General features: G+C 58.5%; 14 protein-coding genes. 5 read left to right on the plus strand and 9 right to left on the minus strand.

Annotated elements, in window-relative coordinates; translation table 11 throughout:
* Positions 1 to 133 precede the first annotated feature (133 nt).
* The 4 genes from ACLBW8_RS23310 to sdhC are packed head-to-tail and all read right to left on the minus strand — an operon-like array spanning position 134 to position 3,362.
* A complete protein-coding gene (locus ACLBW8_RS23310; RefSeq protein WP_003172807.1) occupies positions 134 to 838 on the minus strand; it encodes a succinate dehydrogenase iron-sulfur subunit in 705 nt (234 codons plus the stop codon).
* An 11-nt stretch (positions 839 to 849) separates the two neighbouring features.
* On the minus strand, positions 850 to 2,622 hold the full coding sequence (gene sdhA, locus ACLBW8_RS23315; RefSeq protein ID WP_064451605.1) for a succinate dehydrogenase flavoprotein subunit: 1,773 nt from the start codon (positions 2,620 to 2,622) through the stop codon (positions 850 to 852).
* A gap of 3 nt (positions 2,623 to 2,625) precedes the next feature.
* The gene (sdhD, locus tag ACLBW8_RS23320; RefSeq protein ID WP_003172805.1) at positions 2,626 to 2,994 is read right to left on the minus strand and encodes a succinate dehydrogenase, hydrophobic membrane anchor protein; all 369 of its coding nucleotides are present in this window, start codon (positions 2,992 to 2,994) and stop codon (positions 2,626 to 2,628) included.
* Positions 2,988 to 3,362 (minus strand): succinate dehydrogenase, cytochrome b556 subunit, encoded by a 375-nt coding sequence (gene sdhC / locus ACLBW8_RS23325; RefSeq protein ID WP_003172804.1) that lies wholly within the window; start codon positions 3,360 to 3,362, stop codon positions 2,988 to 2,990. Before sdhC ends, sdhD begins: the two co-directional genes overlap by 7 nt.
* A 364-nt stretch (positions 3,363 to 3,726) precedes the next feature.
* Between sdhC and gltA the strand changes: the two genes are divergently transcribed.
* Positions 3,727 to 5,016, plus strand: coding sequence for a citrate synthase (gltA, locus tag ACLBW8_RS23330; protein WP_014717728.1), 1,290 nt, complete (start codon positions 3,727 to 3,729; stop codon positions 5,014 to 5,016).
* A gap of 317 nt (positions 5,017 to 5,333) precedes the next feature.
* Here gltA and ACLBW8_RS23335 read toward each other — a convergent pair whose 3' ends face one another.
* The 3 genes from ACLBW8_RS23335 to ACLBW8_RS23345 all read right to left on the minus strand — a co-directional run bounded on the left by ACLBW8_RS23335 (position 5,334) and on the right by ACLBW8_RS23345 (position 8,369).
* Entirely contained in the window at positions 5,334 to 6,992 is a 1,659-nt protein-coding gene (locus tag ACLBW8_RS23335) for a cation acetate symporter (RefSeq protein ID WP_064451603.1), read from the minus strand.
* Positions 6,989 to 7,300, minus strand: a complete 312-nt coding sequence (locus ACLBW8_RS23340) for a DUF485 domain-containing protein (protein WP_064451602.1) — start codon at positions 7,298 to 7,300, stop codon at positions 6,989 to 6,991. The genes ACLBW8_RS23335 and ACLBW8_RS23340 overlap by 4 nt, the downstream gene beginning before the upstream one ends.
* Before the next feature lie 217 nt (positions 7,301 to 7,517).
* Complete coding sequence (locus ACLBW8_RS23345; protein ID WP_447806421.1) at positions 7,518 to 8,369, minus strand: glycine betaine ABC transporter substrate-binding protein; 852 nt, start codon at positions 8,367 to 8,369, stop codon at positions 7,518 to 7,520.
* 332 nt (positions 8,370 to 8,701) lie between these two features.
* On the opposite strand from ACLBW8_RS23345, the gene ACLBW8_RS23350 reads away from it, so the two are divergent.
* The gene (locus ACLBW8_RS23350; protein WP_447806422.1) at positions 8,702 to 10,255 is read left to right on the plus strand and encodes a glycoside hydrolase family 17 protein; all 1,554 of its coding nucleotides are present in this window, start codon (positions 8,702 to 8,704) and stop codon (positions 10,253 to 10,255) included.
* A gap of 777 nt (positions 10,256 to 11,032) precedes the next feature.
* On the opposite strand, the gene ACLBW8_RS23355 is transcribed toward ACLBW8_RS23350, so the two are convergent.
* Complete coding sequence (locus ACLBW8_RS23355) at positions 11,033 to 11,401, minus strand: hypothetical protein (RefSeq protein ID WP_064451600.1); 369 nt, start codon at positions 11,399 to 11,401, stop codon at positions 11,033 to 11,035.
* Positions 11,402 to 11,637: 236 nt separating this feature from the next.
* On the opposite strand from ACLBW8_RS23355, the gene ACLBW8_RS23360 reads away from it, so the two are divergent.
* Together ACLBW8_RS23360 and ACLBW8_RS23365 are read left to right on the plus strand one after the other, a co-directional pair.
* On the plus strand, positions 11,638 to 12,936 hold the full coding sequence (locus tag ACLBW8_RS23360; protein ID WP_064451599.1) for a hypothetical protein: 1,299 nt from the start codon (positions 11,638 to 11,640) through the stop codon (positions 12,934 to 12,936).
* The gene (locus tag ACLBW8_RS23365; RefSeq protein WP_064451598.1) at positions 12,929 to 13,717 is read left to right on the plus strand and encodes an MlaA family lipoprotein; all 789 of its coding nucleotides are present in this window, start codon (positions 12,929 to 12,931) and stop codon (positions 13,715 to 13,717) included. Before ACLBW8_RS23360 ends, ACLBW8_RS23365 begins: the two co-directional genes overlap by 8 nt.
* A gap of 36 nt (positions 13,718 to 13,753) precedes the next feature.
* Here the strand turns inward: ACLBW8_RS23365 and ACLBW8_RS23370 are convergent, their stop codons facing one another.
* Positions 13,754 to 15,745, minus strand: coding sequence for an FUSC family protein (locus ACLBW8_RS23370; protein ID WP_447806423.1), 1,992 nt, complete (start codon positions 15,743 to 15,745; stop codon positions 13,754 to 13,756).
* Positions 15,746 to 16,264: 519 nt separating this feature from the next.
* Between ACLBW8_RS23370 and ACLBW8_RS23375 the strand changes: the two genes are divergently transcribed.
* Complete coding sequence (locus ACLBW8_RS23375; RefSeq protein WP_447806424.1) at positions 16,265 to 17,143, plus strand: hypothetical protein; 879 nt, start codon at positions 16,265 to 16,267, stop codon at positions 17,141 to 17,143.
* Positions 17,144 to 17,201 lie beyond the last annotated feature (58 nt).

A 17,201-nucleotide genomic window follows, 5' to 3' on the forward strand; every position in this document is an offset into this window, starting at 1 on the left:
CCTGCTTGTCTCATTTCTTCAAAATAAGAGCCGCGGCTTTGTAAGTCGCTGCTCAAGTTAAAACTACGGCGCCGGTTGAAGCCTGCGCCGTAGCATTTACGGGCACAACGGTCCTGCTTTGTTACAACGTCAGTTACACGCCGCTTTGCAGCAGCATGTTACGGATGTGACCAATGGCCTTAGTCGGGTTCAGGCCTTTAGGACATACGTTGACGCAGTTCATGATCCCGCGGCAGCGGAATACGCTGAACGGGTCATCCAGCGAAGCCAGACGCTCGGACGTCTTGGTGTCACGGCTGTCTGCCAGGAAGCGGTACGCTTGCAGCAGAGCGGCTGGACCCAGGAACTTGTCCGGGTTCCACCAGAAGGACGGGCACGAGGTCGAGCAGCAAGCGCACAGGATGCACTCGTACAGACCGTCGAGCTTTTCACGTTCTTCAGGGGACTGCAGACGCTCGATGGCCGGAGCCGGCGTGTCGTTCTGCAGGAACGGCTTAACTTTCTCGTATTGCTTGTAGAAGATGCTCATATCGACGACCAGGTCACGGATAACCGGCAAACCTGGCAGAGGACGAACGATCAGCTTGTTGCCTTTGACGACGGCGGACAGCGGCGTAATGCACGCCAGGCCGTTTTTGCCGTTGATGTTCATGCCGTCGGAACCGCACACACCTTCACGGCAAGAGCGACGATAGGAGAAACCTTCGTCCTGCTCTTTGATCAGTGCCAATACATCCAGCACCATCAGGTCTTTACCACCGGTATCGACCTGGAATTCCTGCATGAACGGCGCAGCGTCCTGATCAGGATTGTAGCGGTAAACACTGACTTTCAACATGGCAGCCACCCTTAGTAAGTCCGAATCTTCGGTTCAAAGGTCGGAACTGTCTTCGGCGAGAAGTTCACGGCACGCTTGGTTACGCGCTTGTCACCCGGGAAGTACAGGGTGTGGCACAACCAGTTTTCGTCGTCGCGATCTTCAAAGTCTTCACGAGCGTGAGCACCACGGGATTCTTTACGAACCTCGGCGGCGATCGCAGTCGCTTCAGCCACTTCCAACAGGTTTTGCAGCTCAAGTGCTTCGATACGAGCGGTGTTGAACGCCTGGCTCTTATCGTTGATCTTGACGTTGGCAATACGCTTGCGCAGATCGGCCAGCTGGGCGATACCCTTCTGCATGTATTCGCCAGTACGGAATACACCAAAGTAGTTCTGCATGCAGTTTTGCAGCTCGCGACGCAGGGTGGCTACGTCTTCGCCATCGGTACGCTCGTTCAGAGCGTTCAGGCGCGCCAGGGCGGCCTCGATATTGGCGTCGGTAGCGTCATCGTATTCGATGCCGTCGGTCAGGGCTTTTTCCAGGTGCAGGCCGGCCGCGCGGCCGAACACCACCAGGTCGAGCAGCGAGTTGCCGCCCAGACGGTTGGCACCGTGAACCGACACGCATGCCACTTCGCCTACCGCGAACAGGCCATGAATGATCTCGTCCACGCCTTCAGCGTTCTGAGTGATCGCCTGGCCATGAATGTTGGTCGGAACACCGCCCATCATATAGTGGCAAGTCGGAACAACCGGAACCGGAGCAACCACCGGGTCAACGTGAGCAAAAGTCTTGGACAGCTCACAGATACCTGGCAGGCGGCTGTGCAGCACTTCTTCGCCGAGGTGATCGAGCTTCAGCAGTACGTGGTCGCCATTCGGGCCACAGCCATTGCCGGCGATGATTTCTTTAACCATCGAACGGGCAACAACGTCACGACCGGCAAGGTCTTTCGCGTTCGGAGCATAACGCTCCATGAAACGCTCGCCGTGCTTGTTGATCAGGTAACCACCTTCACCACGGCAACCTTCGGTAACCAGTACGCCCGCGCCGGCGATACCGGTCGGGTGGAACTGCCACATTTCGATGTCTTGTACCGGCACGCCCGCACGCAGTGCCATGCCGACGCCGTCACCGGTGTTGATCAGGGCATTGGTGGTCGAAGCGTAGATACGACCTGCACCGCCAGTCGCCAGAACAGTTGCCTTGGCGCGGATGTAGGTGGTTTCACCGGTTTCGATGCAGATGGCAATCACGCCGACGAATGCGCCGTCCTGGTTTTTGACCAGGTCAACAGCGTAGTACTCGTTCAGGAACGTAGTGCCGGCTTTCAGGTTGCCCTGATAAAGGGTGTGCAGCAGAGCGTGACCGGTACGGTCGGACGCGGCGCACGTACGGGCAGCCTGGCCGCCTTTACCGTAATCTTTCGACTGGCCGCCGAATGGACGCTGGTAGATACGACCTTGCTCGGTACGCGAGAACGGCAGGCCCATGTGGTCCAGCTCGAACACGGCAGCCGGGCCTTCCTGACACATGTATTCGATAGCGTCCTGGTCACCGATGTAGTCGGAACCCTTGACGGTATCGTACATGTGCCAGCGCCAGTCATCGTTCGGATCGGCGGAGGCGATGGCGCAGGTGATGCCACCCTGGGCCGAAACAGTGTGCGAACGCGTCGGGAACACCTTGGTGATCACGGCAGTCTTGTGACCACCCTGAGCCAGCTGCAGCGCTGCGCGCATGCCAGCACCGCCGCCACCAATGATGATGGCGTCGAAGGAAATAGTTGGAATGTTAGCCATGACTCAGATACCCCAAAGAATCTGCACACCCCAGACGAAGTAAGCGAACATCGCGACGCCGCATACTGCCTGGAAGAGGAAACGTACTGCAGTCGCGGACTTGCCCAGCGCCATCGGCGTCAGGTAGTCGGTCGCGATGGTCCACATGCCGACCCAGGCGTGAGCGCCCAGGGCTACAAGTGCCAGCAGACTGAAGATTCGCATCGCATTGTGGGAAAACAGGCCGTGCCATTGCTCATAGCCAATGCCCGGGTTTGCGACGAGGTATCCGATCAGGAAAATGAAATAAGCCGCGAGAACGACCGCAGACACACGCTGCGCCATCCAGTCATAGAGGCCTGAACGCGATAGGTTCGTAACGCTGGTTACCATATCCAAACTCCTGCCAGAACGATCAGCACCACGGAAATGGCGATGATGATTTTCGAGCCCAGGCGGCCGCCTTCCAGCGTCTCACCGATGCCCATATCCATGATCAAGTGGCGCACGCCGGCTACCAGGTGATAAAGCAGAGCGGACAGGAGGCCCCATGCTACGAACTTGGCCAGCGGGCTGGTCAAGCATGCCTTCACCTCGGCGTATCCTTCCTCGGAACCCAGGGATTTGCTCAATGCATAAAGCATGATGCCCAAGCCCAGGAACAGGATGATGCCGGAAACACGGTGCAGGAACGACGTAACGCCGGTGATGGGGAGTTTGATGGTCCTTAGGTCTAGGTTTACAGGTCGTTGGCTATTCACGGCTTTTTTTCACACTGAAGAGCCCCTAACAATCAGGGCAAAGTTGTTGGGGAGTGCACTGGTCAGGTAAGCACCACCCAGGGAGTGCGACCCCCAATGAAAGCAAGCCCAAAAGCCCTTGGCGGTCGGTGGCCGAGTATAGACAGTTAGGCTACTAATGACAACGCGCACACCTCACCCTAATAGCTGATTGCGCTGGCGGGATAAAAGGCGTAAATGGCAGTCAATTTCGACGAAAAAGTACGGTTAAAGCCTTCTGGAGCAAGACTTTAGGCAAATTGACATCTGAATTTATCTCACTATAGTGGTGCGGGCCCTGCGTGGGGGGTCTGTCTGATGATTTGAAGCATAAATAGGAGGCCACATGGCTGACAAAAAAGCGCAGTTGATCATCGAGGGCGCAGCCCCCGTCGAGCTGCCCATTTTAACCGGCACCGTTGGTCCCGATGTTATCGACGTACGGGGCCTGACGGCCACGGGCCGTTTCACTTTCGACCCAGGCTTCATGTCGACCGCCTCTTGCGAGTCGAAGATCACCTATATCGACGGCGACAATGGCATTCTGCTGCACCGGGGCTACCCGATCGAGCAACTGGCTGAGAAGTCGGACTATCTGGAAACCTGCTACCTGCTGCTAAATGGCGAACTGCCAACAGCCGAGCAAAAAGCCCAGTTCGTCAGCACCGTGAAGAACCACACCATGGTTCACGAGCAGTTGAAGACTTTCTTCAACGGCTTCCGTCGCGACGCCCACCCGATGGCCGTCATGTGCGGCGTAGTCGGCGCCCTGTCGGCCTTCTATCACGACTCCCTGGACATCAATAACCCGCAGCATCGCGAAATCTCCGCGATCCGCCTGGTTGCCAAGATGCCAACCCTGGCCGCAATGGTTTACAAGTACTCCATGGGCCAGCCCATGATGTACCCGCGCAACGACCTGACGTACGCGGAAAACTTCCTGCACATGATGTTCAACACCCCGTGCGAGATCAAACCGATCAGCCCGGTGCTGGCAAAGGCGATGGACCGGATTTTCATCCTCCACGCCGACCACGAGCAGAACGCCTCCACCTCTACCGTACGCCTGGCCGGCTCTTCGGGTGCCAACCCGTTCGCCTGTATCGCCGCCGGTATCGCCGCACTGTGGGGCCCTGCCCACGGCGGTGCGAACGAAGCCGTGTTGACCATGCTGGATGAAATCGGCGATGTCTCGAACATCGACACGTTCATCGCCAAGGCCAAGGACAAGAACGATCCGTTCAAGCTGATGGGCTTCGGTCACCGCGTCTACAAGAACCGCGACCCTCGTGCCACCGTGATGAAGCAGACCTGCGACGAAGTGTTGAAGGAACTGGGCATCAAGAACGATCCGCAGCTCGAACTGGCCATGCGCCTGGAAGAGATCGCCCTGACCGACCCGTACTTCATCGAGCGCTCGCTGTACCCGAACGTCGACTTCTACTCGGGGATCATCCTCAAGGCGATCGGCATTCCAACCAGCATGTTCACCGTGATCTTCGCCCTGGCCCGTACTGTAGGCTGGATCTCCCACTGGAAAGAAATGCTCTCCAGCCCGTACAAGATTGGCCGCCCGCGCCAGCTGTACACCGGCTACGAGTCGCGTGACATCACCAAGCTGGAAGATCGCAAGTAAGCCATTAACCGCTTAGTTGCACCGAATAAGGCCTCCTCTGGAGGCCTTATTTGTTTGCGTCAAACGATAGCCTGCGGCACGTGGCCGACGGGCTCGCTGTGGCGAGCGGGCCTGCCCCTAGCTGGACTGCAAAGCAGCCCCACTGTCAGCCTCAACGCACCCTCTAATACCGATCACTTCCACGCGCTCCCCCACTGAAAAACCGCTTTTATTGATGCAGGATTTAAGAAACAGTTTTGTCGTATCCACTCCCAATAAAAGCAAAAAAAAGCCCCGATCTCACGACCGGGGCATTTTTTTTGTAACCGTTACAGCCCTTAGTGGTTAACCGCCCCACTCGCCCCCAGGCCAGTTTGCGAACGCACAAACTGCGGGAAGTACAGTGCACGCTCCTTCTCTGCCGCCGCCGACTTGTCGGTGATGGAGAAGAACCAGATACCGACGAACGCGATGATCATCGAGAACAGCGCCGGGTACTCGTACGGGAAGATGGCTTTTTCGTGATGCAGGATCGAGACCCAGATGGTCGGGCCAAGGATCATCAGGCCGACGGCACTGATCAAGCCCAGCCAGCCGCCAATCATCGCGCCACGGGTGGTGAGGTTTTTCCAGTACATGGAAAGCAGCAGTACCGGGAAGTTACAACTGGCCGCAATGGAGAACGCCAGGCCGACCATGAACGCAATGTTCTGGCTTTCGAACAGGATACCCAGGCCGATTGCCAGCACCGCCAGGGCGATGGTGGTGATCTTCGACACGCGAATCTCATCCTTTTCGTTGGCCTTGCCTTTCTTGATCACGCTGGCATACAGGTCATGGGACACCGCCGAAGCGCCCGCCAGGGTCAAACCGGCAACCACCGCCAGGATGGTGGCAAATGCCACAGCCGAGATGAAACCCAGGAAGATACTGCCGCCCACCGCGTTGGCCAGGTGCACCGCCGCCATGTTGTTACCGCCCAGCAAGGCGCCTGCCGCATCCTTGAACGCCGGGTTGGTGCTGACCAACAGGATCGCGCCGAAGCCAATGATAAAGGTCAGGATGTAGAAGTAGCCAATGAAGCCCGTGGCATACAGCACGCTCTTACGCGCTTCCTTGGCGTCGCTTACGGTGAAGAAGCGCATCAGGATGTGCGGCAGGCCTGCGGTGCCGAACATCAGCGCCAGCCCCAAGGAGAATGCAGAGATCGGATCTTTCACCAGGCCGCCGGGGCTCATGATCGCCTCACCTTTAGGGTGAACCTTGATCGCCTCGGAAAACAGCATATTGAAGTCGAAGTTGACGTGCTTCATCACCATCAGCGCCATGAACGAGGCACCGGACAGCAGCAGGACCGCCTTGATGATCTGCACCCACGTGGTCGCCAGCATGCCGCCGAACAGCACGTACATGCACATCAGGATGCCCACCAGAATCACCGCCACATGGTAATCGAGGCCGAACAGCAACTGGATCAGCTTGCCCGCGCCAACCATCTGCGCGATCAGGTAGAACGCCACCACCACCAGCGAGCCACAGGCCGACAGGCTGCGGATCTGGGTTTGCCCCAGGCGATAGGACGCTACGTCGGCAAAGGTGTACTTGCCCAGGTTACGCAGGCGCTCGGCGATCAGGAACAGAATGATCGGCCAGCCCACCAGGAAGCCGATCGAGTAGATCAGGCCATCGTAGCCGGAGGTGAACACCAGCGCGGAAATCCCCAGGAAGGACGCCGCCGACATGTAGTCGCCAGCAATCGCCAGGCCGTTCTGGAAACCGGTGATCTTGCCGCCGGCCGCATAGTAGTCGGCCGCCGATTTGTTGCGCTTGGATGCCCAGTAGGTGATGCACAAGGTCGCGCCGACGAAGGCGACGAACATCAGGATCGCCGGGATATTCAGCGGTTGTTTATGCACTTCGCCGGTCAATGCTTCCGCCGCCCAAACGGCAGGCGCAAAGACCGAAGCGCCGAGTACAGCCAATAGACGACGGATCATTGCGCAGCCTCCTTGAGAATCGCATTGTTCAGGTCGTCAAATTCGCCGTTGGCGCGTCGTACGTAAATCGCAGTCAGGACAAAGGCCGAAACAATCAGCCCGACCCCAATCGGGATTCCCCAGGTGATGGACGAACCGGGACTGATCTTGGCCCCCAGTATTTGCGGCCCATAGGCAATCAGAAGAATGAAAGCGGAGTAAAGCCCTAGCATGATCGCCGAGAGAATCCAGGCGAACCTTTCCCTTTTTCTCACCAGCTCCTTGAAACGCGGGCTGTTTTGAATCGAGAGGTAAATGCTGTCGTTCATTGTTTTTATCCTCGCAGCACAGCTTTTTTATTATTGGAACGTATCCACTGTATGCGGCTGCAGAACAGGTTCCAGACGACCTTAGTATTAGAACGACATGAGGGTTCGCGCCAACTTTGAACTGATTAAAGTGACAGCTTTTCTCCCGTAAATGACAAAGCCCGTCTGACGAAAACGCCAGACGGGCTTGCAAGGTGCTATTTAGACGCTTCGGAGGTTATTTACCGATCCACTCGGCGACACGCTCAGGGTGCTTGGCAACCCAGTCCTTGGCCGCCGCATCAGGCTTGGCACCCTCTTGAATCGCGAGCATGACTTCGCCGATTTCGTCCTTGGAGGCCCACTGGAATTTCTTCAGGAAGGCGGCGACTTCCGGCGCTTTCTTCTCCAGGCCCTTGCTGCCGATGCTGTTGACGGTTTCAGCAGCACCATAAATCCCTTTTGGATCGTCCAGGAAACGCAGTTTCCACTTGGCGAACATCCAGTGTGGCACCCAACCGGTCACCGCAATGGATTCCTGCTTGTCTTCGGCACGGGTCAGCTCGGCGATCATCGCAGCGCCCGAACTGGCTTGCAGCTTGTAATCCAGGCCATAGGCCTTGATGGCTTCGTCGGTCTTGAGCATTACGCCTGAACCGGCATCAATGCCGACGATCTTGTTCTTGAAGGAGGTGTCGGTCTTGAGGTCTTCGATGGACTTGGCCTTGACGTACTCCGGTACGATCAAGCCAATTTTCGCATCCTTGAAGTTAGGCCCGTAGTCGACCACCTTGTCCTTGTTCTTGGCCCAGTATTCACCGTGGGTCACGGGCAGCCAGGCGGAAAGCATGGCGTCGAGTTTGCCGGTGGCTACGCCCTGCCACATGATCCCGGTGGCGACGGCTTGCAGTTTCACGTCATAACCGAGCTTTTCCTTGATCACCTCTGCCGCCACGTGAGTGGTGGCAACGCTGTCGGACCAGCCGTCTACATAGCCGATGCTCAGGGTTTTGCTGTCGGCGCTGGCCAGTGTGGAGCCCATCGCAACTACCAGAGTGGCAGCTGCGCCCAAGAGTCGTCGCATCTTCATAGTACTTCCCCGAAAGTGCTGCGCCCGACGGATGCCGAGCGACGTCAACCTGTTGTTATGTGGTGCACCGCGCCCCCTTCACGCGCATCGATCCGGCGGCACAGACATCAGTGGAGTGCTGACACTTCGATCATCAACCTGCCGGGGGCTTGGACCTGCTCTGACTGCGACCTCAGGTAAGCAAGAAACGACATCACATCGCCAGCAACCCGGTTTGCAGGACATGCCGCCAAAATCCCGCCCGAACTTTGCATGTCTAAATCATGCTGCCCCACTGGGACGGGCCAAATCCGGGTAAGATGCGCGCCTTTGCTCCCCCAGATAAGCTGACCATGCCCGCGACTGCCCGCTTCCCTGCCCTGCCCTATTTTTTCGCCATGATCCTCGGCGTGCTTGCCCTTGTCGGCTATTGGTACGGCCTTGGCCGGCCGGTGGTGTTGCCGGATGTGGCCAGCGCCAGCCACAAAATGCAATGTGCGTCCTACACGCCATTCGACAAAGACCAATCGCCGTTCGATCAGCCGTTCAAGCTGCGTCCCGAGCACATGGACGCCGACCTGGCCTTGCTGGCCACCCGCTTTGAATGTATTCGCACCTACTCCATGACCGGTTTGGAAGCCCTGCCGGGCATGGCGCGCAAACATGGATTGAAGTTAATGGCCGGCGCCTGGGTCAGCAGTGACCCGGTTGCCACCGAAAAAGAAATCGACGAGTTGATCGCGGCGGCCAACGCAAACCCCGACGTGGTCACCTCGGTCATCGTCGGCAACGAAGCCCTGCTGCGCAAAGAAGTCACCGCCAAGCAACTGGTGACGCTGATCCATACAGTCAAAAGTCAGATCAAACAGCCGGTCACCTATGCCGATGTCTGGGAATTCTGGCTGCAACACCCGGAAATTGCCCCGGCCGTGGATTTCCTGACCATTCACCTGCTGCCGTACTGGGAAGATGACCCGTCCGGCATCGACCAGGCGCTCAAGCACGTGGGTGATGTGCGCCAGACCTTCGGCAACAAGTTCGCGCCAAAAGACGTGCTGATCGGCGAGACCGGCTGGCCCAGCGAAGGTCGCCAGCGCGAAACCGCCGTACCGAGCCGGGTCAACGAAGCCAAGTTCATGCGTGGTTTTGTGGCCATGGCCGAGGCCAACGGTTGGCGCTATAACCTGATCGAAGCCTTTGACCAGCCATGGAAGCGCGCCAGTGAGGGCGCGGTCGGCGGTTATTGGGGGCTGTTTGACGCCGACCGCCAGGACAAGGGCATCCTCGCCGGGCCGGTGAGCAATGTGCCGTACTGGCCGCTGTGGTTGGGCGTGGGCGGGATTATCCTGCTGGGCACCTTGGTCCTCGGCGGCCGCGTTCGCAGCACTCGCGCAGCGCTAATGCTGCCACTGCTCGGAGCGGTCGCCGCCTGCTCAATCGGCACCTGGGCCGAACTGACCCGCGTAACCGCACGCTTCAACGATGAATGGGTGTGGGCAGGCTTGCTGGTCGTGCTGAACCTGCTGGTGCTGGCCCATGCCGCGCTGGCCCTGAGTGCGCGGGACGGTTGGCGCGAACGGGCGTTCAACTGGCTGGAGCAACGCGCAGGCTGGCTGGTGGCAATCGCCGGCTTTGCCGGAGCGGTGATGATGCTCGCACTGGTATTTGACCCGCGGTATCGCAGCTTCCCGAGTGCGGCACTGGTGTTGCCGGCCTTGGTGTACCTGGTTCGCCCGGTAACGGGGCCACGCCGGGAGATCGCGCTGCTGGCCTTCATTATCGGTGCCGGCATTGCGCCGCAGCTCTACCGTGAAGGTCTGCTGAACCAGCAGGCGTGGGGTTGGGCAGTGGTCAGCGTGATGATGGTTGTAGCGTTGTGGCGTTGCTTGCGGGTGCGTAGGGCTTAAGACCGCTTTCGCAGCGGTGCGACGATTCGACAAGCCAGCGCCCACATTTGACCGAGTGCATCCCTTGGAATGCGCTCTAATGTGGGAGCTGGCTTGTCGGACCGCCGAACCGCTGCGATGCAGACACCTCGGTACATCAGGGATACCCAACTGATGCCATCGCAGGCAAGTCAGCTCCCACATTGACCGAGTACAGCCTGAAGAGCCGCACACTCTCTGCCTGATGTACTGAGTTCCAAATGTGGGAGCGGCGGTGCGGCGATTCGACTTGCTCGCGAATACGCTGGGTCAGTCACCAGATGCATCAACTGACACTATCCGAGTTCAGTTTCCAAGATCAGGTCGGCTGGAAGGCCGCTTCAGCTTTGCTTTTGATCTAACCACTCAGGTCGGCTACCAGGCCGCCGTGCTCTGCTTTTGATCTTGATCTGCTGTTGATCCTAGGCGCCCCGTTAACCACGCTGGCCGAACGCAGGTATTACGGAGCGGGTAAACCGGCAGGACGCCGGTTTAGCCGCGACGGGGCAGGGACGGCCCGTCGCGGCGGCCCGCTTCGTGATGCCGGAGTGAGGGCACACCGAGCCTAGGCGAGGTGCCGAGTGGTGGGGCAAGAGCCCTTTGCTTACTTTGGGGCTTTTCCAAAGTGAGTCGCCGTAAGGGCGAAACCAATGTCAGCCGTGACCCAAACAACGGATATGTACTCAGCGCCCCCCCGACAACCACAGCACTCAACCCGTAAAAAAAGATGTGAGATACCTATGCTGCGATGAGGCCCTATCAGGCAACGCGAGGCTTCCTGACCAACCGCAACCCGGCAATCACCACCGCAAACACCGCAAACGTGGTGTTGTACAACGCCAGCGCCGGCAAGCCGAACACCATCGCCAAAACTGCCAAGCCCCACCCCGCTCGACCCGGCACAAAAAACGCCAGCACCGACGCGATCAACGCCGCCCAGCCCAATACCTTGAAGTGGATCATCAACCCCAGGTTCGAACGCAACTGGCATTCCCAGCGACTGGCCTCATCAACGCAGATACCCACCCACCGGCCATCCTCCATAAAACCGTAACGGGCGCCATAACTGGCGGCCAACCATAACGGCAGGGCAATAAGCAGCAGGATCAGTGGCAAACGACGGGACATGGGGCACTCCGATAGGCAAAAACGCCGCTCAGCTTAATGCGCCGGCTGCCGTTAGCAAGGCGCATACACACAATTAGTGTCCATCAATGCGTGGCAACGTGTATCTTCTGGCTGCTATAACCCCGATTCCGACGTTTTTTTCCGACTTTTCGTGCCGAAGGCTGGCACTTCGGTGGCAACGCGGTGGTCATAGCCTGCGAACTTCATTCAGCCCGTTTCCTCTTAGGGATTAAGTCATGCTCCGTTCCTTGCGCTGTGCTGCCTTACTCGGCAGCCTTTTTTTGAGTGCGTCAGCACTGGCCGTCGACATCGACCAGGCCACCTATGGCTTCCCTTTGACCAACCCGTTCGAAGCGACCATCGCCACCACCCCGCCTGACCTTCGGCCCAAATTGCCGACCAACGATGAGATCAACCAGTCTGACTACACCCTGAACATGCGCCCAGAGCGCGAGTTCAGCCTGCCGGACAATTTCTGGGCGGTGAAGAAACTCACCTACCGCATCGCCAAACAAGACCACGCCGCGCCGTTGATCTTCCTGATCGCGGGCACCGGTGCGCGGTTTGACAGCAGCATCAACGAATACCTGAAAAAGTTGTATTACCAGGCCGGCTACCACGTGGTGCAGTTGTCGTCGCCCACCAGCTTCGACTTCATCAGCGCCGCCTCGCGCTTCGCCACTCCGGGTATCACCCAGGAAGACGCCGAAGACATGTACCGCGTGATGCAAGCCGTGCGCGCGCAGAACGCCTCGCTGCCAGTGACCGACTTCTACCTCACCGGCTACAGCCTGGGCGCCCTGGATGCTGCGTTTGTCAGCAAGCTGGACGAGACCCGCCGCAGCTTCAACTTCAAGAAAGTGCTGCTGCTCAACCCGCCGGTCAACCTCTACACCTCGATCACCAACCTCGACAAGCTGGTACAGACCGAGGTCAAGGGCATCAACAACACCACCACCTTCTATGAGCTGGTACTGGCCAAGCTGACCCGCTACTTCCAGCAAAAAGGCTACATCGACCTCAATGACGCCCTGCTCTACGACTTCCAGAACTCCAAGCAGCACCTGACCAACGAACAGATGGCGATGCTGATCGGCACCTCGTTCCGCTTCTCGGCGGCCGACATTGCCTTTACCTCGGACCTGATCAACCGCCGTGGCCTGATCATCCCGCCCAAATACCCGATCACCGAAGGCACCAGCCTCACGCCGTTCCTCAAGCGTGCGCTGCAATGCGACTTCGACTGCTACCTCACCGAACAAGTGATCCCGATGTGGCGCGCACGCTCCGACGGCGGCAGCCTGCTGCAACTGGTCGACCAGGTCAGCCTCTATGCGCTCAAGGACTACCTGCACGACAGCCCGAAAATCGCGGTGATGCACAACGCCGACGACGTGATTCTCGGCCCTGGCGACCTCGGTTTCCTGCGTAAAACCTTCGGCGATCGCTTGACCGTCTACCCGCTGGGCGGCCACTGCGGCAACCTCAATTACCGCGTCAACGCCGACGCCATGCTGGAGTTCTTCCGTGGCTAAATATCTTCTGCTGCTCGCTGCCCTGATGTGCGCGGGCGTCGCCAATGCCGACAACAGCAAGGCCCACGAACCGGTCAAGGTTGACGCTGACGGTTTCAAGGAGCCGCTGACCAAGCTCAAGTTCAACCCGGGCCTGGACCAGCGCGAGTTCGAGCGTTCGTCGCTCACCGCGCTCAATGTCTACGACCCGCTGGAGTCGTGGAACCGCCGCGTGTACCACTTCAACTACCGCTTCGACCAATGGGTGTTCCTGCCGGTGGTTGACGGTTATCGCTATGTCACGCCGAGCTTCCTGCGCACCGGCGTCAGCAACTTCTTCAACAACCTGGGCGACGTGCCCAACCTGTTGAACAGCCTGCTGCAACTCAAGGGCCACCGCTCCCTGGAAACCACCGGGCGCCTGCTGCTCAACACCACCATCGGCGTCGCCGGCCTGTGGGACCCGGCTACCGCCATGGGCCTGCCACGCCAGAGCGAAGACTTCGGCCAGACCCTGGGTTTCTACGGCGTGCCCGGCGGCGCGTACCTGGTGCTGCCGATCTTCGGCCCATCGAACCTGCGCGACACCACCGGCCTGATCGTCGACTACGGCGCGGAAACCGAGGTCAACTTCCTCAACGTGTCCAAGGTCAGCGAAAACCACCCGGAAATCTGGGCCCTGCGCGCCGTCGACAAGCGCTACCAGACCAGCTTCCGCTACGGTCAGATGAACTCGCCGTTCGAGTATGAAAAGGTGCGCTACATCTACACCGAATCGCGCAAGTTGCAGATCGCCGAGTAACACTCGTTGCAGGAGCTGGCTCGCCAGCTCCTGCAATCAGACGCCCCGCCGACACCACTTCTGCCACGTAAACCGCAACTGCAGCACCGCCGCCCTGGCCATCTCCCGATCCTGCTCCGTCAACATCGACGACCGCTCAAGCACGTCCAACAGCGCAGTGCTTGGCGCATCCAGCACCGATACCTGCGCCACGCCAGGCCCACCCTGCTTGAGCACAACCGCCAACTGCCGCAGATAATCATCGCGCACACGGGCCAACGCGCCTTGGCTGCCCGATAAACTCGCGCGCAACTCCAGCAACTCATCGCCCACATCCAGCCCCAGCAACCCATTGTCCCAATGGGTATGACGCTCGGCAGGCAAGGTTTGGCTGTAGCGCGACAGGCGAATCAAGCGATCGGCCATACGCCCGCCAAACCAGCTTTCGGCCTGCTCCAAGGGGCGTGACGTCAGCTGCGCCAAGTCAAACAATGAGGCCTTGAACATCCGCCGATAATGGCGCTCGCCCGGGTTGAGCTGGATCAGGCAAAACACCACTACCGCAATGCCGACGCCCACCAGCGTGGCGATGGCCTTGTTGAGGAAGGCGGCGATGTCGTAGGTCATCAGGTTGCTCGGCCCGACGTTATTGACGAAGAAAATGCAAAACGCCGAGGCGCTGGCTGCCAGTTTTACCCGGCTCATGCACAGCGAGGCGAAGAACAACGGCACACCCAGCGCCACACATAACAGCGGGAAAGCGTCAAACCCGGGCAACACCGCAAAGCGCACAAAACCGGCCACTGGGATCGACAGCGCGATACCCTTGAGAAAATTCAGACTCGACGCCGAGGGATTCTCCCGCGCGGCAAACAGGCTCAACACGACGCCGCTGATCGACACCGCGCCCAGCCCCGAGGGCCAGGCCGTGAACACCCAGAACGCTGCGACCGCCAGGAACGCCAAGGCACTGCGCAAGCCGCCGAGTACGCCCTGCTCGATATCCCGATGCCAGGACATGGCCCCCGGCGCGCCCGGTGGCACCCTGCCCGTCTCGATAGCCGCCAGTGTCAGCGCCCCCACGTTCACCAAACGCAGGACCTGGGCCAACTGCACCAGGCAAAAGTGCGCGTCTGGGCTTAGACCTGGATCGGTAAGCGCCGAAATAAGGCGACGCGACAGTTCAGGTAGCGCCTCTTGCCGCTCTTGCTGCAATGTGGCGGCCACGTCTTCCACCCATGTCGTAACAAGGGACGCGTCATCCAGCATCATCCGTTGCCGGGCCACGCCGCGTGCCGCGCGCAACAAGCCGAGTAAATCGCGACTGAGCACCCGCAACGCCTGGGAGCGGCGCCGGCCCTTGGGGCCTTCAAACCAGGCATGGTCGCGCTGGGCGTCCACCGCCACCAAACGACCCAGCGCCTCCAGCAAGCCCTTGCGCTGATCCGTCCCCAGCAGCTCCGACGCCGCTGCGCGCATTCCCGCCTGCCAGGCGGCGCGTCCTTGAACCGCGAGGGTCTGCTCAACTCGGCGCGGCCATAAGATCGTGCTGGCGATAGACGCGCAGAGGATCCCCAGGCTGATTTCCTGGCAGCGCGCCACCGCCTCATCGAACACGCCCAGCGGCGCGGCGGTCGCGGGCAAGGCAATAATGGCCGTGGTGTAGCCTGCCAACACAAAGCCATAAGAGGCATGATTACGCAGCAGCGACGCTCCCGTGGTGCAGAATGCCAGCCACAACGCCATGCACAGCAGGAACAGCAACGGCGCCTGGCCGAAAACCCCGATCATTACGACCGAAGCCAGGGCGCCTACAAACGTGCCCAGCAGCCGATAGGCGCCCTTGGCCAAGACCATGCCGCTGGTGGATTGGCCGACGATAAACACCGTAGTCAAAGCCCATTGTGGCTGCTGCAGGTCAAAGCAAAAAGCCAGATACAACGCGACCCCGCCGGCGATCATGTTGCGCAAGGCAAACAGCAGATCGACCCGCGAGGGCGCCAGGGTGGCTTGCCAGAAATCCGGGAGTTGAAACGTGGAAGACTTCATTCAATGGGCACATAGATAGCAAGCTAATGATTAGTATCGTATCTATATTCCTGCACATTGCCAATCACGCGCCGCCTGGCTTTTGATTTTAATTTCGAACGCAACCACTCGTCGTATCCTCCAGGCCTCGGCCGACGGCCCTGCCTCATCGTGAGGTTTCAACAGCTGGAAAGCTGCCACCAAAAACCTTGCAAAAGCCATCACTTAGCCATACCTCGTAATCAAGGGTGCCGGCCGTCAAAAAACAGCCTCTAAAGGCTCACTCCTAAACGCTATAACTGTTCCGGCCAAGCAAGCGAATTGGTTGAGCGTGTTCATTGCCAATACCCGGCATTAAACCTATAACTCCCCTACCTCTTTTTCAGAGGCCATACCTCGAATAACCGAGGCACTAAAATACCGATTTAAAACAGCCAAGCATGTTTCATCCGTGGTGAACTTTCGCGACCCTGACGGACAGCCATCCGTGATGGAGTCGCGTCAAACAGTTAGTGACTGCTTTCATAAGGAAATGACGAAATGAAAACACTTAGCGCCCTGCCCGCTCACGTCAAAGACGTCCGCTTATTCTCCGAACAACTGAAAGAAGCCCATAGTTTCTTTGGCGACACACACCTCAAGGATATTCAACTTAAGGACGCCGATAACCCCTACGCCGATACCGATGGGCTGATTGAGTTTATTATCGGCAACGAGTTGATCGAAGACCCGGAGGTCATGAAAAAGATCAGCGAGCTGAAAAAATACTTGATCGGCATGACCTCTGTCGTCACCAATTATGTGCAGCGCAAGGCCGAAGCCGAGGGGGAGCAGTACAAAACCGACGTGGCGCTCTGGAGCCTGGCGCTGTCAAAACTCCCGCTGATGGGCCCGAGCAAAATCGATGAGCAATCCTATTCACGGCATATACGCGGGGTCAGTATTGCCGCCGACTTCGTCAACTTCATATTGGACATCGTCGCCTCGCAAGGCACCAGTGCCCTGAAGAGTTTTGAGAAGTTTATGGCCAAGCAGGGCGACGCCTTGCGTTTCGGCGTCGAAAACAACAAAGACTTCTACAAAACCATTACCGTGGGTGTTTCCGTCGAAGTGTTCAAGGTGGGCACCACTATCGTCTATATTCCAAAAATCAAACAGTACCGCGTCAACTTTGATAGAAATAACTCGAAATTCTCATCCGCCTGCGCCAGTGCCGAGTTTGTCGACATCAACTTCTCCTATAAATACGGCGCCAACGTCTTTGATTATGAAGCGCTTGAAGACCCTGCGATCAAAAAAGACTTCGAAGAGTTTCTGCGCAAACAACGTAAATCCCAAATTGAAGAAGCGTCAACGTTCTTCGATGATGATTTCCCGGTAAAAAAACCAACCTCTACGCTTGCCAGCAAAGCAGGCTAGTTATCTGAGGCACGCTGCAACAGCGCAACGGCCAATGAGGGCTGAGACCTTCATTGGC

The organism is Pseudomonas sp. M5A4_2d (assembly GCF_053345295.1).